Origin of the sequence: Comamonas sediminis (assembly GCF_041107495.1) — a bacterium.
GTDB lineage: Bacteria > Pseudomonadota > Gammaproteobacteria > Burkholderiales > Burkholderiaceae_C > Comamonas > Comamonas sediminis.
This window is the reverse complement of record NZ_JBGBDC010000006.1, coordinates 78,543-96,107: the sequence shown is the minus strand read 5'-3', so window position 1 is coordinate 96,107 and position 17,565 is coordinate 78,543. Positions and strand designations below refer to the sequence as shown.

Genomic DNA, 17,565 nt, shown 5'->3' with positions numbered 1-17,565 from the left:
CCAGCGTCCTCAATGCGCAGCCGCCATGGCCCAGGCCCCTACCACCATGCCCCTTCCAGACCGCTATTGCGTGATGGGCAACCCGATTGCCCACAGCCGCTCCCCCCGCATCCACACGCTGTTTGCACAGCTGACCGACCAGGCGCTGGTCTATGAGGCCGAGCTGGTGGCGCTGGACGAATTTGACGCGGCCCTGCGCCAGCTGGTGCAAACAGGCACCCGCGGCATGAATGTGACCGTGCCCTTCAAGCTGGACGCCGCACGCCTGGCCGACAGCCGCAGCGACCGGGTGCGCCGCGCGGGCGCGGCCAACACCTTGGTGGTAGGCGCCGATGGCCGCGTCCATGCCGACAACACTGATGGCCTGGGCCTGGTGGCCGACATCGTGCGCAATGCGGGTGTGGCACTGGCCGGCCAGCGCGTGCTGCTGCTGGGTGCCGGCGGCGCCGCTGCCGGTGCGCTGGCACCGCTGATCGCCCAGGCACCGGCGCTGCTCGTGGTCTGCAACCGCACCCATGCCAAGGCCCAGGATCTGGTGGCCCAGCATGCCGACCTGGTCGAGGGCTCGGCCACCCAGTTGCTGGCGCTGGAAGCCGGCGCACTCGAAGGCCACTTCGATGTGGTGATCAACGCCACTGCCAGCAGCCTGCAGGGCGCGGCCATTCCGGTGGCTGGCCATGTGCTGCGCCCCGGCGCGCTGGCCTACGACATGATGTACGGCCCCGCTGCCCAGCCCTTTTTGCAATGGGCCGCGCAACACGGTGCCCAGGGCCGCGATGGCCTGGGCATGCTGGTCGAGCAGGCGGCCGAAGCCTTTGCGCTGTGGCGCGGCGTGCGCCCTCCGTCGCAGCCCGTGCTGGCGCAGCTGCGCAGCGAACTGGACGCCCACTGAGCGCAAGCGCCGATGCCCACCCGCTTTCTTCCCGGCAGGTCCCATCCATGAAAGCGATTGCACGCTGGATCGGATGGGCACTGCTGCTGGGCATCGCGCTGCAGCTGTTCTTCATCGCACGCATCGCGGTGATGGCCAGCGTGGATCCGGCCTCCACCGCCTTCGAGCGCAGCGAAGCCTGGCGGCAGCTGCGCCAGGACGGGCAGCTGCACTGGCGCCAGCAATGGCGGCCTTTGACGCAGATATCGCAAAACCTGCAGCGCGCCGTGATCGCTTCCGAAGACGACGACTTTGTCAACCACGACGGCGTGCTCTGGGATGCGATTGAAAAGGCCCGCGCGCGCAATGCCAAGGCCATGGAGCGCGCCGAGCAGCGCCAGGAAAAAGCGGTGGCGCGCGCCCAGGCCCAGGCTGAGCGGCGCGGTGAGGCTTTTGACCCGAGCTCGGTGCAAGCGGGCCCGCCGGTCAAGATCATGGGCGGCTCCACCATCACCCAGCAGCTGGCCAAGAACCTGCTGCTGTCGTCCGAGCGCAGCCTGCTGCGCAAAGGCCAGGAGCTGCTGCTGACCTACAGCCTGGAGTTCCTGCTGACCAAGCAGCGCATTCTGGAGCTGTACCTGAACCATGCCGAATGGGGCGATGGCATCTTTGGCGCCGAGGCCGCTGCGCAGCGCTACTTTGGCAAATCGGCCGCCCAGTTGAATGCTTACGAGGCAGCGCGCCTGGCCGTCATGCTGCCCAACCCCAAGGGCGCGGACAAGAACCCCAACTCCGCCTACCTGAACCGCCGCACCGCCACCATTGCTGCACGCATGCGCTATGCTGAGCTCCCCTGACCGGCGACACCTTCGCTACCCCTTTTGAACCGCATGAGAATCCTTGGTATCGATCCTGGCCTGCAGACCACCGGCTTTGGCGTCATCGACGTCGATGGCCAGCGCCTGTCCTATGTGGCCAGCGGCACCATCCGCACCACCACGCTGAACCTGGGCGACCTGCCCGGCCGCTTGAAGATGATCTTTGACGGTATCTGCGAAGTCAGCCAGCGCTACCAGCCGGACATGGCCTCGGTGGAAATCGTGTTCGTCAATGTCAATCCCCAATCGACCCTGCTGCTGGGCCAGGCCCGGGGCTGCGCGCTGACGGCGCTGGTGTCGCAAAACCTGCCGGTTGCCGAGTACACCGCGCTGCAGATGAAAAAGGCCGTGGTCGGCCATGGCCGTGCCGCCAAGAACCAGATCCAGGAGATGGTGCGCCGCCTGCTGCAGCTGCCGGGCCTGCCCGGCACCGATGCGGCCGATGCGCTGGGCCTGGCCATTACCCACGCCCATGCCGGGCTGGCGATGGCGCGCGTGGCCGAGGCCAGCCCCCTGCAGCGCCGCCAGCACGCGATGTACAAGGCCGGGCGCAGCTACTAGCGGACACGGCCCCAGCCAGAGCGGCCCGGCAACCCTCACCGCCCGCAGCGCGCGGGCAAAAAAAAACCTGTGCATCGCTAGCGTGCACAGGTCTGGCCGGCTACAGGCTCCTTATGCGTGGATCCGTGCGCTCCGTGAAGCAGCGCTCGGCATAAGGTGCAACCACCAAAGTAAGCTTTGGAGTAAGGCGCCCTCTAAAGGTTCGTTGATGGCGCCATGCAAACCCTCAATTATCGCGACTTCGCAGCGCCTCAATAACCATTGATGACAATATTGGCGATCAACCCGGTGCCAATGGCGATCAGCAGGTAGTCACCGCCATACTGGATCCATTGGTAGCCACGGGGTGGTGCACTGAGGCGGTGGCCGCGCCAGTCACCGACAACATAGCTGTAGCCCCGGTACGGAGCTGGCACATAGCCGCCGCGGTACCAGTCGTTGCGCGGACCTACGCCACGGCCACGGTCTGGAACGACCACGACGCGGGGAGGCGGACGGTGGTCATGGCGGTAGTCCCGGCGCTGCTCATGGTAGCGGCGGTCCCGCTCCCGTTCGCGCTCCCAGCGGCGGTGATCGCCGTGGCCACGGCGGTCATCGCGCTGGTAATGGCGGTCACCATGGCGGCCATCAGGCTGGGCCTGTACGGGCGCACTGAAGGCCAGCGCACCGGCCAATGCCAGGGCCAGGCTGCCCAGGCCCGCCAGGCGGCTGAAACGGCTTTGGTGGTTGATCATGACGGAATCCTTTCAGGTGAACCAGCAGTGGCTGGTGCGAGCGGCAAGGTGCCCCCATGGAGGTTTAACGCCCTTCAGCGCGCCACCGTTTACCCGCCGAGGGCGTACGGGCACCGCCGGCGCCCTTTGTAAAGTTGGGGAGGATGGGGAAAACCGCATGGGCAGACGGCTGGGGCGGGAATGCACGCGCCTGCTGCCGCCCGGGGTTTACCGCACTTTACCTGTCGCGCACCTGCAAAAAACGGCGTGCGGCCTCAGACCATGCGGCCCACAAAGAGCACAGCAAAGAAGGCCAGGCCCGCGACGACGGTCCATTTGATCAGCAGCAGCGACCACTGCCGGTAGCGGCGCTGGCCCGTGCCCAGGTAAAAGCAAAAGCTGAGGGCCGCCAGCAGCACCAGCAGCATGAAGACCCAGCGGAACAGCAGCATCGGTGCCAGCCGCCTTACCAGGCCAGCGCAGATTGCGCGAAGCCCTGCGGGGCTTCACGCACATGGTCGAAGGTGACGATGTCCCAGGCATCCTGGCGCTGCATCAGCTCGCGCAGCAGCAGGTTATTGAGGCCATGGCCCGAGCGGAACGCGCTGTAGGCGGCCAGCAAGGGATAGCCCACGATGTACAGGTCACCAATGGCATCGAGGATCTTGTGTTTGACGAACTCGTCGTCATAGCGCAAGCCGTCGCTGTTGAGCACCTTGTAATCGTCCATCACGATGGCATTGTCCAGGCCACCGCCCAGCGCCAGACCGTTGGAACGCAGCATCTCCACATCCTTGGTAAAACCGAAGGTGCGGGCCCGGGCGATATCGCGGCTGTAGTTGCCGATGCCCAGGTCGAACTCATAGGTCTGGCCGGTGGAATCCACCGCCGGGTGCGAGAAATCGATCTCGAAGCGCAGCTTGTAGCCATGGTAGGGGTCCAGGCGCGCCCACTTTTCGGCAGCGCCCTCGCCCTGGCGGATCTCGACCGGCTTGGTCAGCCGCAAAAAGCGCTTGGGCGCATTCTGCAGCTCAATGCCAGCGCTCTGCAGCAAAAACACAAAGGAGGCGGACGAGCCGTCGAGAATCGGGATCTCCTCGGCCGTCACGTCGATATAGAGGTTGTCGATGCCCAGGCCGGCACAGGCCGACATCACATGCTCGACCGTATGGATGCGCACATCGCCCTTGCCCAGGGTCGAAGCCATACGGGTGTCCACCACCGCTTCGGCGTTGACCGGGATGTCCACCGGCTCGGGCAGGTCGACCCGGCGAAACACAATGCCCGTATTGGGCTGGGCCGGGCGCAGGGTGAGCTCGACCCGCTGGCCGCTGTGCAGGCCCACGCCGACGGCACGGGTTAAAGACTTGATGGTTCGTTGCTGGAGCATAACTTGTTGATTTTACGCCGTACGTCCACTCGGGACGCGTAAATATGCCAATCACCCAGATAGCGCAAGCCTTGTAGGACAAACACTTGCCTTGTCGGCCAATCTGTGCACAAAGCCGCCCATGCAGTGACTGCCACGGCAGGCGGCGGACAGCGAACAACCACGCAGCCCTATAAGAACCTGTTCAAACACTGTCGCGGCGCGAGAAGACTTTAAACAGGTTTTAAATAACAACGCGCTGAACCCCCGAAAGGTTTCAGCGCGTCGTATTCAAAGCCGGTCCATCTCAAGGTCTGGACCGGCTTTTGCAAAAGCCCTGCAAGACGATCAATCCGCCTGCTTGCGCAGGAACGCAGGGATCTCCAGGTCTTCCATGCCGCTCGACGACATCGCATCGACGCGGGCCGAAGCCGCATTGCGGCCCGTGCGCCAGACCGATGGGGTCTTCTTGTCGGCAAAGTCGTTGGCAAAGGCATTGCCCATCGGCACCGCATTTTGCACACCCAGGCCCGAGACGGGGCTGTTGACCGACTGGGGCGTGTAGGCGATATCGTCGGTACCGGTACGCAGACCGGCGCTGCCCTGGATCACCGAGATAGGCTGGCGCTTGGCCACAGGACGCGACAGGCCAGTGGCCAGCACAGTCACGCGGATCTCGTCGCCCAGCGTCTCGTCGTAAGCCGCACCGAAGATCACGTGCGACTCTGGCGAGGCGTAGGCATTGATGGTGCTCATCGCCTGGCGCGATTCGGCCAGCTTCAGGCTGCCCTTGGTTGCGGTCACCAACACCAGGATGCCCTTGGCACCCGACAGATCGATGCCTTCCAGCAGTGGGCAGGCAACGGCTTGTTCCGCAGCGATGCGTGCACGGTCCGGGCCGCTGGCCGTTGCCGTACCCATCATCGCCTTGCCGGGCTCGCTCATCACGGTCTTCACGTCGGCAAAGTCGACGTTGATGTAGCCGTGGTCGTTGATGATCTCGGAGATGCCGCCCACGGCGTTCTTCAGCACATCGTTGGCATGGGCAAAGGCCTGGTCCTGGGTGATGTCATCGCCCAGCACATCGAGCAGCTTTTCGTTGAGCACCACGATCAGCGAGTCGACATTGGCCTCGAGCTCGCTCAGGCCGCCATCGGCATTGGACATGCGGCGCTTGCCTTCCCACTCGAAAGGCTTGGTCACCACGCCCACGGTCAGGATGCCCATCTCCTTGGCCACGCGAGCGATCACCGGCGCAGCGCCGGTGCCGGTGCCACCACCCATGCCGGCAGTGATGAACAGCATGTGCGAGCCCACGATCGCAGCGCGGATGTCTTCGATCGCGGATTCGGCAGCCTCGCGGCCGTTCTCAGGCTTGCTGCCCGCGCCCAGGCCGGTCTCACCCAGCTGGATCACGCGGTGGGCATGGCAACGCTCCAGCGCTTGCGCATCGGTGTTGGCCGAAATGAATTCGACACCTTGCACGCTGTTGGCGATCATGTGCTCGACCGCATTGCCGCCACCGCCACCGACGCCGATCACCTTGATCTGGGTGCCTTGGTTGAATGTGTTGCCTTCATACATTTCGATGGTCATTGCCTGCTCCTCTCGCTCTCGCGTCAACATGAGAAAAATGGGTTACGAATAATTCACTCTTTAATGAACATTGGTTGCTTGGTGGCCCTTTAGGTCTCCAAGGGTCATACCCTTTGAGCCTTGAAGGGCTGCTTTGCGCCAGCCAACAAGTGGTGTCATGCATGGTTAAAAGTTCCCCACAATAAAGTCCTTCAAACGCCCAAATGCCGATTTCACCGAACCGGACTTCTGGGCCACCTTGTAGCCACGCATGCGGGCCATGCGGGCCTCTTCCAGCAGGCCCATGACGGTGGCAGCACGGGGCTGCGCCACCATCTCGGCCAGGGTGCCGGAATACTTCGGAATGCCGCGCCGCACCGGCTTGAGGAAGATGTCTTCCCCCAGCTCGACCATGCCCGGCATCACCGCGCTGCCGCCGGTGAGCACAATGCCCGACGACAGCACCTCCTCATAACCAGACTCGCGGATGACTTGCTGCACCAGCGAGAAAATTTCTTCGACGCGCGGCTCGATCACGCCCGCCAGCGCCTGCTTGCTCAACAGGCGCGGGCCCCGGTCACCCAGACCGGGCACATCCACCTGCGTATCGGGATCGGCCAGCAGCTGCTTGGCGCAGCCGCTCTCGACCTTGATGTCCTCGGCGTCCTTGGTCGGCGTGCGCAGCGCCATCGCGATGTCGCTGGTGATCAGGTCACCGGCAATCGGGATCACCGCCGTATGGCGGATCGCGCCACCGGTGAAGATCGACACATCGGTGGTGCCCGCGCCGATATCGACCACGGCCACACCCAGTTCGCGCTCGTCATCGGTCAGCACCGCCTGGCTGGAAGCCAGCGGGTTGAGCAGCAGCTGCTCCACCTCCAGGCCGCAGCGGCGCACGCATTTGATGATGTTCTCGGCTGCGCTCTGCGCGCCGGTCACGATGTGGATCTTGGACTCCAGGCGCAGCCCGCTCATGCCGATGGGCTCGCGCACATCCTGGCCGTCGATCGCGAACTCCTGCGGCTCCACCAGCAGCAGGCGCTGGTCCGAAGGGATGTTGATCGCCTTGGCGGTGTCCAGCACGCGTGCCACATCGGCGGCCGAGACTTCCTTGTCCTTGACGGCCACCATGCCGCTGGAATTGATGCCCCGGATATGGCTGCCGGTGATGCCGGTGTAGACCCGCTGGATGTTCAGGTCGGCCATCAGCTCGGCCTCCTTGAGCGCCTGCTGGATGCTCTGCACCGTGGCATCGATGTTCACCACCACACCGCGCTTGAGCCCGTTGCTGGGCGCAACGCCCAGCCCGGCCAGCTTGAGCTCGCCATTGCCCAGCACCTCGGCGACGACCACCATGATCTTGGCGGTGCCGATGTCCAGGCCGACTACCACGTCTTTGCTATCTCGCGCCATAGTCAGTTGCCCTCGCTGATCAAGTGATTGGTATGGTTCATGTTTCGCATCTCTGTGTTCTATTTTTTGACTGGCGCCCGGCCCGATGTCGGGGTGCCCGTGGTCACCCCCTGCATGCGTACCGCATAGCCCCCGGCATGGCGCAGATCCGCCGACGTCAGCGATGCCACGCTGCGCCTGTAGGTACCGGTGACTTCAGGCAAAGATTCAACAAATTTACGTACCCGCTCGCTCAGGACCTCCTCCCGGCCCTGGCCCATCTCGATGACCGCGCCGGACTGCAAGGTGGCCTTCCAGCTGCCGCTGTTCGACTCCGCCAGCGCCACCAGCGCGTTGTCCAGCTTGGCGTAGATCGGCGCCAGCGCCCGGAACATGGCCAGCACCTCTTGCGAGCGGCCTGCCGGGCCCGACAGGTGCGGCAGATGCAGCAGATCCGGGTCGGTGGAATCGCCTTCGAACATCTGGCCTTCGCTGTTGAGCAGCCGGGACTCGCCTTCGGCGCCCCAGATCGCGGCCGCGTCCTGCTCGGTGATCGTCACCGCCAAGGTGCTCGGAAACTCGCGCTTGATCCGCGCCTGGCGCACCCAGGGCGCCTGCTCGAAGATGCGGCGTGTCTCATCCAGATCCATCGTGAAGAAGTTGCCCTTGAGCGATGGCATCACATTGGCCTGCAGCGACACCGCGCTGTTGTGCTCCATCTCGCCCTGCACCACGATGCGTGCAATGCTCAGCGCCGGATGGTGGATGGCCCAGCGCACCCCTGCCAGCACCAGCAACGCGCCGCAGCCGAGGAACAATGCCGTGGCCAGCATGTTCATCAGCTTGACGTCGAAGGGGACTGGCATGGTCTGCTCCATGGATCGCATCTCCTTGTCTTACAGCTCCGCGCCTTGGGCCGCATCGGTCGATGCATGGGCCACCAGGTGCAAACACAGGTCTTCGTAGCTCATGCCGGTGGCACGCGCTGCCATCGGCACCAGCGAATGGCTGGTCATGCCCGGCGAGGTATTGATCTCCAGCAGGAACAGCTGCTGGTCCGAGGCACGCACCATCACATCGGCACGCGACCAGCCCCGGCAGCCCAGGGTGCGGAACGCCTTTTCCGCCAGGTCGCGGATCGCCGCCTCCATCTCTGCGGGCAGCTCGCTGGGGCAGAAGTACTGGGTGGTGTCGGTGAAATACTTGTTCTGGTAGTCGTAATTGCCGTCCGGCGCGACGATCTTGATCACCGGCAGCGCCTTGGCGCTGCGGCCCTGGCCCAGCACCGCGCACGTCGTTTCCATGCCCTCGATGAACTGCTCGCACAGCACTTCGGGGTCATAGCGGGAGGCCAGCGCATAGGCCTGGGCGCATTCTTCAGGGCTGCTGACCTTAGACAGGCCAATCGTCGAGCCCTCGCGTGCGGGCTTGACGATCATCGGCGCGCCGAGCGCGGCCAGCGCATCGCGCGTGTCCTGCTCGCTGGCGGCCATGCGCCACTCGGGGGTGGACAGGCCTTCAAAGCGCCAGATGCGCTTGGTCATGATCTTGTCCATCGCGATGCTCGAGGCCATCACGCCAGGGCCGGTGTAGGGAATGCCCAGCAGCTCCAGCGCGCCTTGCACCGTGCCGTCTTCGCCATGGCGGCCATGCAGCGCGATGAAGCAGCGCGCAAAGCCTTGCTTGCGCAGCTCGCCCAAATCCTGCTGCGACGGGTCAAACGCATGCGCGTCCACGCCCTTGGACTGCAGCGCAGCCAGCACGCCCTTGCCGGACATCAGCGACACCTCGCGCTCTGCCGAGCTCCCGCCCATCAGCACCGCGACCTTGCCTAAGGCCTTCACATCAATATTGTTCATGGTTTCACTCATACCGCGCTCCCTTGCGGCGCTACACGCTCTTGCCCATCGGCCAATGCCATCACCTTGGCAGCCACCGCACCAATCGATCCCGCGCCCATGCACAGCAGCACATCGCCGTCCTGCGCCTGGTCCAGAATCTGCTGGGGCAGGCTGCTGATCTGCTCGACAAACACCGGCTCCACCTTGCCAGCCACACGCACCGCGCGTGCCAGCGCACGGCTGTCGGCTGCCACGATCGGTGTTTCACCGGCGGCATAGACCTCGGCCAGCAGCACCGCATCGGCGCCGCCCAGCACCTGGACAAAGTCCTCAAAACAATCCCGCGTGCGGGTGTAGCGGTGCGGCTGGAAGGCCAGCACCAGCCGGCGCCCCGGAAACGCGCCGCGCGCGGCCGCAATGGTGGCAGCCATTTCGACAGGGTGATGGCCGTAATCGTCAATAACCGTGAACTCGCCGCCCTGGGGCAGCCGGGCCTGGCCATAACGCTGAAAACGGCGGCCCACGCCCTTGAAGCCTTGCAGCGCCCGCTGCAGGGCCGCGTCATCAATGCCGATGGCAGCGGCCACCCCGACCACCGACAGCGCATTGAGCACGTTGTGCTCGCCAGGCAGGTTCAGCACCACCTCCAGATCGGGCAAGGGCTGGGCCAGGCGGCGCTGCACGGTAAAGCGCATCTGCCCGTTGTCGGCCTGCAGGTTCACCGCGCGGATCTGGGCGTTTTCGCCCAGGCCATAGGTCGTGACCTTGCAGGCCACGCGCTCGATGATGTCGCCGACGGCCGGGCTGTCGATGCAGACCACGGCATTGCCATAAAAGGGCATGCGGTTGAGAAAATCGACAAAGGCCGTCTTGAGCCGGCCAAAGTCATGGCCATAGGTGTCCATGTGGTCGGCATCGATGTTCGTGACCACGGCCATCACCGGCAGCAGGTTCAGGAACGAAGCATCCGATTCATCGGCCTCGACCACGATGTACTCGCCACTGCCCAGGCGCGCATTGGCGCCGGCGCTGTTGAGCTTGCCGCCAATGACAAAGGTCGGGTCCAGGCCGGCCTCGGCCAGCACGCTGGTCACCAGGCTGGTGGTCGTCGTCTTGCCATGGGTGCCGGCAATCGCGATGCCCTTGCGCAGGCGCATCAGCTCGGCCAGCATCAACGCGCGCGGCACCACCGGAATGCCCATGGCCCGGGCGGCCACGACTTCGGGGTTGTCGGCCTGCACGGCCGTCGATGTCACCACCGCCTGGGCACTGGCGATATGCGCTGCATCGTGGCCCACAAAGGTGGTGAGGCCCGCATCGCGCAGATGCGCCATGGTGCTGCTGTCCGACAGGTCCGAGCCCGATACGGCATAGCCCAGGTTGTGCAGCACTTCGGCAATGCCGCTCATGCCTGCACCGCCAATACCTACAAAATGAATGCGCTGGATGGCGTGTTTCATCGTGCCACCTCCGCGCAGGCATCCGCCACCACCTGGGCGGCTTCCAATTTCTGCATTTTCTTCGCCTTTTGGGCCATGTCCACCAGGCCCGTCCGCTGCATATTCTCTAGCATCTGAGCTAGGTTTTCCGCGGTCAAAACGCTTTGTTGCACCAACCAGCCGGCGCCGGCATCTACCAAAAAGCGCGCATTGGCCGTCTGGTGGTCATCGACCGCTGCCGGAAACGGCACAAACACCGCCGCAGCTCCCACGGCGGCCAGCTCGGTCACCGTGCTGGCGCCTGCGCGGCAGACGATCACATCGGCATCCGCATAGGCCTTGGCCGCGTCGTCGATGAAAGGGGTCAGGCTGGCTTGCACGCCAGCGGCCGCATAGTTGGCCTGCAGCGCATCGATCTGCTTGGCGCCGCTTTGGTGGGTGACCACCGGGCGGGTCTCGGGCGCCATCAGCGCCAGCGCCTGGGGCACCACCTCGTTCAAGGCCTTGGCACCCAGGCTGCCGCCCACCACCAGCAGCTGCAGCGGGCCGCTGCGGCCGGCAAAGCGCTGTGCCGGTTCGGGCTGCTGCAGGAACTCGGCACGCAGCGGATTGCCCACCCACTGGCCGCCGGCAATCGCATTCGGGAAGGCGCTGAACACGCGCTGGGCCATGCGGGCCAGCAGCTTGTTGGCCATGCCGGGCACCGAGTTCTGCTCATGCAGCACGATCGGCACACCGGCCAGCCGGGCCGCCAGGCCGCCTGGCACAGTGATGTAGCCGCCCATGCCGACGACCACATCGGGACGGACCTTGCGCAGCACGGCGCGCGCCTGCTGCAATGCCTTCAACAGGCGCAGCGGCATGCCGGCGAGCGAGCGCAGGCCCTTGCCGCGCACGCCCGAGAACGCCACCCGCTCCAGTGCAAAGCCCTGGGGCGGCACGAGGCGCTCTTCCATGCTGTCGGGCGCGCCCAGCCAGTGGACGGTCCAGCCACGGCTGCGCAGCTCCTGGGCCACGGCCAGGCCGGGAAAGATATGGCCGCCGGTGCCGCCCGCCATGATCAGTGCCGTCTTGCCGCTCATGATCGCGCCCCCCCGGCACCCATGGCCTTGTTTTCGCAGTCGATGCGCAGCACGATGGCAATCGCCACCAGGTTCATCAGAATCGCCGACCCGCCGAAACTCATCAGCGGCAAGGTCAGTCCCTTGGTGGGCAAGGCGCCGAGGTTCACACCGGCATTGATGAAGGTCTGGAATCCCAGCCAGATCGCAATGCCTTGCGCCACCAGGCCGGAGAAAATGCGGTCCATGCGAATCGCCTGGCGGCCGATTTCCACGATGCGGCGTATCATGAAGAAGAACAGACCCAGCAGCGCAATGATGCCGACCAGGCCCAGCTCTTCGCCGATCACGGCCAGCAGGAAGTCGGTATGGGCTTCGGGCAGCCAATGCAGCTTCTCGACGCTGCCACCCAAGCCCACGCCAAAGATCTCGCCCCGGCCAATGGCAATCAGCGAATGCGAGAGCTGGTAGCCCTTGCCCAGCGCATGCTTTTCGCTCCAGGGGTCGAGGTAGGCAAAGATGCGTTCTCGCCGCCATTCCGAGGTCATCACGATCAGCGCAAAGGCGGCCACCAGCACCAGCGCAATCAGGAAGAACATGCGGGCGTTGACGCCACCCAGGAACAGGATGCCCATGGCGATCACGGCGATCACCATGAAGGCGCCCATGTCGGGCTCGGCCAGCAGCAGCGCGCCGACAATGCCCACGGCCAGCCCCATCGGCAGCACCGCGCGGAAGAAGCGCTCCTTGACCTCCATCTTGCGCACCATGTAATCGGCGGCATACATGATGACCGCGATCTTGGCCAGCTCGGACGGCTGGAAGTTCATGATGCCCAGCGAGAGCCAGCGGCGCGCGCCATTGACCACCGTGCCCACATGCGGAATCAGCACCGCAATCAGCAGCAGGATCGAGGCGATGAACAGCCAGGGCGCCCAGTGCTCCCAGACCTTCATCGGAATCTGGAAAGTGAGCACCGCTGCCACAAAGCCCAGGCCCACACTCATCAGGTGGCGCTGGAAGAAGTAGTAATGGGCAATCTTGCCAAAGCGCGGGTTGTCCGGCATCGCGATCGAGGCCGAGAACACCATGACGATGCCCCAGGACAGGATGGCCACCACCAGCCAGATCAGTACCTGGTCGGCGCCAAAGATATTGGTCGTGTTCGATGGGGTCTGGCGGTATTCATTGCCGCCGACACGCACCGGCAAAATATCGACGGGCTTTTCCCCGGCCGGTTTGAACCAGCCCGAAAACCTGCCGCGCAGTCCGGTCTCGGTGCTCATGGCTGCACCTCCAGACTGGTGCCGCGCTCTTCAGCCAGCGCCGCCACGGCCTGGCAAAACACCTCGGCGCGGTGGCCGTAGTTTTGGAACATGTCAAAGCTGGCGCAGGCGGGGGACATCAGCACCGCGTCGCCGGCGACGGCCTTCTGGCTGGCCAGCAGCACGGCTTCGTCCATGCTGGGCGCGTGCAGCAGGGGCACACCGGTGTCGGCCAGTGCAGCCTCGATCAGCGGCGCATCGCGGCCAATCAGCACCACGGCGCGCGCGTAGCGCAGCACAGGCGCGGCCAGCGGCGAGAAATCCTGGCCCTTGCCCTCGCCGCCCAGGATCAGCACGATGCGGCGCTCGGCACCCAGGCCCATCAACGCGGCCACGGTGGCACCCACATTGGTGCCCTTGCTGTCGTCAAAATATTCCACATCGCTGACGATGCCGATGGGCTCGACCCGGTGGCGCTCGCCCCGGTATTCGCGCAGGCCAAACAGCATCGGCGCAAAACCGGCGCCTGCGGCATGGCCCAGCGCCAGCGCAGCCAGCGCATTCATCGCGTTGTGGCGGCCCCGGATGCGCAACGCGTCAGCAGGCATCAGCCGCTGCAGGAACACATCGTCCGCTGCCGTCTGGTTGCGCTTGTTGCTGGCGCTGTTGCCATCGTCCTGTGCACGCACCAGCCAGGCCATGCCGTTGACCACTTCCAGGCCATAGTCGCCCGGCTGGGTGGGCAGATCCAGCCCAAAGCTGATGTGCGGGCGCAGTTGGGGGCGCTGCAGCTTGATGCGCACCGGTGGCGGCAGCATGGCCATCACGGCCGGGTCGTCGCGGTTGAGCACCATCAGCGCATCGCTGCCGAAAATCTTGGCCTTGGCACCAGCATAGGCCGCCATGCTGCCATGCCAGTCCAGGTGGTCCTGGCTGAGGTTGAGTACCGTCGCTGCCGTCGGGTTGAAGGCATGCGCATCTTCGAGCTGGAAGCTGGACAGCTCCAGCACCCAGGCCTGCGGCAGGCTTTGCGCATCGATGTGCTGTGACAGCGTGTCAAGCAGGCTGGGGCCGATATTGCCGGCCACAGCGGTGGACATGCCGGCATGGGCCAGCAGCTGCCCCGTCAACGAGGTCACCGTGGTCTTGCCATTGGTCCCCGTGATCGCCAGCACCTTGGGCACATAGCCGTGCGCCTGGGCCAGCGACTGCAGGGCCAGGCTGAACAGATCCAGCTCACCGCTGACCGGCAAGCCAATGGCGCGCGCTGCATCGACGACAGGCGCCACGGTCTCGGGGCTCAGGCCGGGCGAGCGGTAGACCACGCGCACCGGCTGGCCATCGACCAGCGCGGCGGTCAAAGCGCCCGCGAAAAAGCGCACATCGGGCAGCTCGCTGCGCAGCTGTGCCAACTGGGGCGGAGCCTCGCGTGTATCGGCCACCGTCACCTGGGCGCCGCAGCGCGCACACCAGCGCGCCATCGCCAGCCCGGAAGTACCCAGGCCCAGCACCAGCACATGCTGTCCTTGCAGCGCATGCTCCTGCCCCTGCGGCCACTGCGCAGGCACCGGGGCATAAACCACCTCGGCCTCCTGCGGCTGTATATCCACGGCGGTCACTTCACTGCTGGCCGCATCGGACACGCCAGGATCGGCGAAAATCTGCGCCACAAAGGCGGCCGCGTCCTTGGCGGCCGTCAGGGTCGACACATCGGGAACCGGCGCCATATCCACCGCCGGCGCTTCGGCAGCCGGCGCCGCTGCAGCATCTGTAGCATCGGTGGCGACAGCGGCTGCCTCTTCTGCAGCAGCCTCCACCGGCACGCCATCCGCCGGCAAAGGCGGGGCCGGCGGCGGTGCATCGGCGCCAGGTGCTGCCGCTTCAGGCTGCAGCCCGTCAGGCTGGGCCACGCCTGCCGCAGCCACCGGCGCCACTGCCGGCGTCAATGGCGCAGCCGCGGCCTCTGCCGAGGGATCAAGGGGGTGGAGGTGCTCGGTTGACATGGTGCTCACCGCAGCTTCAGGGTAGACAGACCGATCAGACACAGCAGCATCGTGATGATCCAGAAACGCACAACGACCTGGGTCTCGCGCCAGCCGCTCTTTTCGAAATGGTGGTGCAACGGGGCCATCTTCAACAAGCGGCGGCCTTCGCCATAGCGCTTCTTCGTGTACTTGAACCAGACCACCTGCATCATCACGGACACGGCCTCGGCCACAAAGATGCCGCCCATGATGGCCAGCACAATCTCTTGCCGGACGATCACCGCAATCGTGCCCAGCGCGCCGCCCAAGGCCAGCGCGCCCACATCGCCCATGAAGACCTGGGCCGGGTGGGTGTTGAACCACAGGAAGGCCAGGCCCGCGCCGGTCATCGCGCAGCAAAACACCAGCAACTCACCGGTGCCGCCAATGTGCGGGAACAACAGATAGCGCGAGAAATTAACGCTGCCGGTCACATAGGCGAACACGCCCAGGGCCGAGCCGACCATGACCACCGGCATGATGGCCAGACCGTCGAGCCCGTCGGTCAGGTTGACTGCATTGCTGGCACCGACGATGACCAGGTAGGTCAGGATCACAAAGCCCAGCACGCCCAGCGGGTAGTTCACCTGCTTGAAGAAGGGCACCATCAGGCCGGCATTGGGTGGCAGATCCAGCGAGAAGCCCGATTGCACCCAGCTGACGAACAGGCTCCAGACCTCGGCATTGGTGTTCTCCGAGATGCAGAAGACGAGGGCCAGCGCTGCAGCCAGACCCAGCACCGACTGCCAGAAATACTTTTCGCGCGAGCGCATGCCTTCGGGGTCCTTGTTGACCACCTTGCGCCAGTCATCCACCCAGCCAATCGCACCAAAGCCCCAGGTCACAATCAGCACGATCCAGACAAAGCGGTTGGACAGGTCAAACCACAGCACCGTCGAGATCGTGATCGCCAGCAGGATCAGCACGCCGCCCATCGTCGGGGTGCCGCTCTTGCTCAAATGGCTTTGCATCGCATAGCCCCGGATGGGCTGGCCGATCTTCAGCGCCGACAAGGTACGGATGACGCGGGGACCGGCCACCAGGCCGATCACCAGCGCCGTCATCGCCGCCATCACGGCGCGGAAGGTCAGGTACTGGAAGACGCGCAGAAAGCCGAATTCAGGCGACAGGCTTTGCAACCAGCTGGCGAGCACAATCAGCATGCGGCCTCCTCACGGGCGCTGGGCCCCTTGTCTGCGCACGACTGCATCGCCTGCACCACTTGCTCCATCTTCATGAACCGCGAACCTTTGACCAACACACTGCCCAATTGAGGCATCAATTTGCACACCGCATCCTGCAACGCAGGCATGCTCTCGAAATGCTGAGCGCCATCGCCAAAGGCCTCGGCGGCCGACTGGCTTTGGGCGCCCAGCGTAAACAACTGCGTAATGCCTTGCTCGCGGGCGAGCGCGCCGGCCTCGGCATGGAACTGGGGTCCTTGGTCGCCCACCTCACCCATGTCGCCCAGCACCAGCAGCCGGGCTGCGGGCAGCTCGGCCAGCACCTCGATCGCCGCCTTGACCGAATCCGGGTTGGCGTTGTAGCTGTCATCGACCACCGTCAGGCTGCGGCCCGCGACGGGCATCGCCAGCGCACGCGAGCGGCCCTTGACCGGCTCGAACGCCGACAGCCCCCGGGCAATGGCCGCCAGCGGCACACCGGCAGCATGGGCCGAGGCGGCCGCTGCCAGCGCATTGCGCACGTTGTGGCGGCCGGCAATCTGCAGCACCACCGGCGCTGCGCCATCGGGCAGGTGCAGCTGCAGCTGCCAGGCGCCATCACGCCACAGCACATCGCTGGCATAGGCCTGGGCACCATCGGCCTGCGCACCGAACAGGCAGGTCGCCCGGCCCGCTGCCAGTTCCTGCCACAGCGGGGTATAGACATCGCCGGCAGGGAACACGGCCACGCCATCGGCCGGCAGCGCGGCCAGCACGCTGCCGTTTTCACGGGCCACGGCTTGCACCGTGTGCATGAACTCCTGGTGCTCGCGCTGCGCGTTGTTGACCAGGGCCACCCGGGGCTGCGCCATCGCGGCGAGCACGGCGATTTCGCCAGGGTGGTTCATGCCCAGCTCCACCACCGCAGCGCGGTGCGCAGCCGTCAGGCCCAGCAGGGTCAGCGGCACGCCAATCTCGTTGTTCAGGTTGCCACGCGTGGCCCAGGCGGCATCGCCGGCATGGGCGCGCAGGATGGACGCCAGCATCTGGGTCACCGTGGTCTTGCCGTTGCTGCCGGTCACTGCGATCAGCGGCAGCGCAAACTGGGCACGCCAGCCGGTGGCCAACGCCCCCAGCGCGGCCAAGGTGTCGGGCACCACAATGCCGGGCAGGCCTGCGTCGGCAGGGTCGGCATGGCACAGCGCAGCCGCTGCGCCGGCCGCTTGGGCCTGGGCCAGAAACTGGTTGGCATCAAAGCGCTCGCCTTTGAGCGCCACAAACAAATCGCCCGCCTGCAGGCTGCGCGAGTCCGAGTGCACGCGCAGCAGCGGCACGGCACCATCGCCCACCAGGCGGGCCTGGGGAACAAGGGGCTCAATGAAGCCCAGCGCCTGCTGCAGGGTCATCATG

Annotated in this window: 16 protein-coding genes; 3 read left to right on the top strand and 13 right to left on the bottom strand. The window is 65.3% G+C overall.

What is annotated here, in order from left to right:
• The first annotated feature begins 46 nt into the window (after window positions 1-46).
• Genes aroE through ruvC form a run of 3 tightly spaced genes read left to right on the top strand, consistent with a single transcriptional unit; the run spans window position 47 to window position 2,310 of the window.
• Window positions 47-892: a shikimate dehydrogenase gene (aroE, locus tag AB7A72_RS14510; protein WP_369460389.1), complete on the top strand. Its 846-nt coding sequence runs from the start codon at window positions 47-49 to the stop codon at window positions 890-892.
• 47 nt (window positions 893-939) lie between these two features.
• Window positions 940-1,728: a transglycosylase domain-containing protein gene (locus AB7A72_RS14505; protein WP_239810688.1), complete on the top strand. Its 789-nt coding sequence runs from the start codon at window positions 940-942 to the stop codon at window positions 1,726-1,728.
• A 33-nt stretch (window positions 1,729-1,761) separates the two neighbouring features.
• Window positions 1,762-2,310, top strand: a complete 549-nt coding sequence (ruvC, locus tag AB7A72_RS14500; RefSeq protein ID WP_230770451.1) for a crossover junction endodeoxyribonuclease RuvC — start codon at window positions 1,762-1,764, stop codon at window positions 2,308-2,310.
• Window positions 2,311-2,561: 251 nt separating this feature from the next.
• Here ruvC and AB7A72_RS14495 read toward each other — a convergent pair whose 3' ends face one another.
• From AB7A72_RS14495 to AB7A72_RS14435, 13 genes are all read right to left on the bottom strand, one after another.
• Window positions 2,562-3,044 carry an RcnB family protein gene (locus AB7A72_RS14495; protein ID WP_312417419.1) on the bottom strand — a complete coding sequence of 161 codons (483 nt, stop codon included), beginning with the start codon at window positions 3,042-3,044 and terminating at the stop codon, window positions 2,562-2,564.
• Between the two features lie 254 nt (window positions 3,045-3,298).
• Window positions 3,299-3,475: a hypothetical protein gene (locus AB7A72_RS14490; RefSeq protein ID WP_239810686.1), complete on the bottom strand. Its 177-nt coding sequence runs from the start codon at window positions 3,473-3,475 to the stop codon at window positions 3,299-3,301.
• Between the two features lie 14 nt (window positions 3,476-3,489).
• On the bottom strand, window positions 3,490-4,413 hold the full coding sequence (gene lpxC, locus AB7A72_RS14485; protein ID WP_182325531.1) for a UDP-3-O-acyl-N-acetylglucosamine deacetylase: 924 nt from the start codon (window positions 4,411-4,413) through the stop codon (window positions 3,490-3,492).
• 327 nt (window positions 4,414-4,740) lie between these two features.
• Window positions 4,741-5,988, bottom strand: a complete 1,248-nt coding sequence (ftsZ, locus tag AB7A72_RS14480; protein WP_021026171.1) for a cell division protein FtsZ — start codon at window positions 5,986-5,988, stop codon at window positions 4,741-4,743.
• A gap of 165 nt (window positions 5,989-6,153) precedes the next feature.
• Window positions 6,154-7,383 (bottom strand): cell division protein FtsA, encoded by a 1,230-nt coding sequence (gene ftsA / locus AB7A72_RS14475; protein WP_230770449.1) that lies wholly within the window; start codon window positions 7,381-7,383, stop codon window positions 6,154-6,156.
• A gap of 59 nt (window positions 7,384-7,442) precedes the next feature.
• Window positions 7,443-8,228, bottom strand: coding sequence for a cell division protein FtsQ/DivIB (locus AB7A72_RS14470; RefSeq protein ID WP_239810684.1), 786 nt, complete (start codon window positions 8,226-8,228; stop codon window positions 7,443-7,445).
• 30 nt (window positions 8,229-8,258) lie between these two features.
• Entirely contained in the window at window positions 8,259-9,233 is a 975-nt protein-coding gene (locus AB7A72_RS14465; protein WP_369460388.1) for a D-alanine--D-alanine ligase, read from the bottom strand.
• Window positions 9,230-10,663 (bottom strand): UDP-N-acetylmuramate--L-alanine ligase, encoded by a 1,434-nt coding sequence (gene murC, locus AB7A72_RS14460; RefSeq protein WP_369460387.1) that lies wholly within the window; start codon window positions 10,661-10,663, stop codon window positions 9,230-9,232. The genes AB7A72_RS14465 and murC overlap by 4 nt, the downstream gene beginning before the upstream one ends.
• Window positions 10,660-11,724, bottom strand: a complete 1,065-nt coding sequence (gene murG / locus AB7A72_RS14455; RefSeq protein ID WP_312458341.1) for an undecaprenyldiphospho-muramoylpentapeptide beta-N-acetylglucosaminyltransferase — start codon at window positions 11,722-11,724, stop codon at window positions 10,660-10,662. Before murG ends, murC begins: the two co-directional genes overlap by 4 nt.
• Entirely contained in the window at window positions 11,721-12,989 is a 1,269-nt protein-coding gene (gene ftsW, locus AB7A72_RS14450) for a putative lipid II flippase FtsW (protein WP_239810680.1), read from the bottom strand. The genes murG and ftsW overlap by 4 nt, the downstream gene beginning before the upstream one ends.
• Entirely contained in the window at window positions 12,986-14,971 is a 1,986-nt protein-coding gene (gene murD / locus AB7A72_RS14445) for a UDP-N-acetylmuramoyl-L-alanine--D-glutamate ligase (RefSeq protein ID WP_407064985.1), read from the bottom strand. Before murD ends, ftsW begins: the two co-directional genes overlap by 4 nt.
• A 5-nt stretch (window positions 14,972-14,976) precedes the next feature.
• Window positions 14,977-16,155 carry a phospho-N-acetylmuramoyl-pentapeptide-transferase gene (gene mraY / locus AB7A72_RS14440; RefSeq protein ID WP_239810679.1) on the bottom strand — a complete coding sequence of 393 codons (1,179 nt, stop codon included), beginning with the start codon at window positions 16,153-16,155 and terminating at the stop codon, window positions 14,977-14,979.
• Window positions 16,149-17,564, bottom strand: coding sequence for a UDP-N-acetylmuramoyl-tripeptide--D-alanyl-D-alanine ligase (locus tag AB7A72_RS14435; RefSeq protein WP_239812617.1), 1,416 nt, complete (start codon window positions 17,562-17,564; stop codon window positions 16,149-16,151). Before AB7A72_RS14435 ends, mraY begins: the two co-directional genes overlap by 7 nt.
• Window position 17,565: the final 1 nt, after the last annotated feature.

Bases quoted from the DNA above. Each gene is read 5' to 3' on its own strand.
- aroE (WP_369460389.1), top strand. From the start codon at position 47: ATGCCCCTTCCAGACCGCTATTGCGTGATGGGCAACCCGATTGCCCAC.
- AB7A72_RS14505 (WP_239810688.1), top strand. From the start codon at position 940: ATGAAAGCGATTGCACGCTGGATCGGATGGGCACTGCTGCTGGGCATC.
- ruvC (WP_230770451.1), top strand. From the start codon at position 1,762: ATGAGAATCCTTGGTATCGATCCTGGCCTGCAGACCACCGGCTTTGGC.
- AB7A72_RS14495 (WP_312417419.1), bottom strand. From the start codon at position 3,044: ATGATCAACCACCAAAGCCGTTTCAGCCGCCTGGCGGGCCTGGGCAGC.
- AB7A72_RS14490 (WP_239810686.1), bottom strand. From the start codon at position 3,475: ATGCTGCTGTTCCGCTGGGTCTTCATGCTGCTGGTGCTGCTGGCGGCC.
- lpxC (WP_182325531.1), bottom strand. From the start codon at position 4,413: ATGCTCCAGCAACGAACCATCAAGTCTTTAACCCGTGCCGTCGGCGTG.
- ftsZ (WP_021026171.1), bottom strand. From the start codon at position 5,988: ATGACCATCGAAATGTATGAAGGCAACACATTCAACCAAGGCACCCAG.
- ftsA (WP_230770449.1), bottom strand. From the start codon at position 7,383: ATGGCGCGAGATAGCAAAGACGTGGTAGTCGGCCTGGACATCGGCACC.
- AB7A72_RS14470 (WP_239810684.1), bottom strand. From the start codon at position 8,228: ATGCCAGTCCCCTTCGACGTCAAGCTGATGAACATGCTGGCCACGGCA.
- AB7A72_RS14465 (WP_369460388.1), bottom strand. From the start codon at position 9,233: ATGAGTGAAACCATGAACAATATTGATGTGAAGGCCTTAGGCAAGGTC.
- murC (WP_369460387.1), bottom strand. From the start codon at position 10,663: ATGAAACACGCCATCCAGCGCATTCATTTTGTAGGTATTGGCGGTGCA.
- murG (WP_312458341.1), bottom strand. From the start codon at position 11,724: ATGAGCGGCAAGACGGCACTGATCATGGCGGGCGGCACCGGCGGCCAT.
- ftsW (WP_239810680.1), bottom strand. From the start codon at position 12,989: ATGAGCACCGAGACCGGACTGCGCGGCAGGTTTTCGGGCTGGTTCAAA.
- murD (WP_407064985.1), bottom strand. From the start codon at position 14,971: ATGTCAACCGAGCACCTCCACCCCCTTGATCCCTCGGCAGAGGCCGCG.
- mraY (WP_239810679.1), bottom strand. From the start codon at position 16,155: ATGCTGATTGTGCTCGCCAGCTGGTTGCAAAGCCTGTCGCCTGAATTC.
- AB7A72_RS14435 (WP_239812617.1), bottom strand. From the start codon at position 17,564: ATGATGACCCTGCAGCAGGCGCTGGGCTTCATTGAGCCCCTTGTTCCC.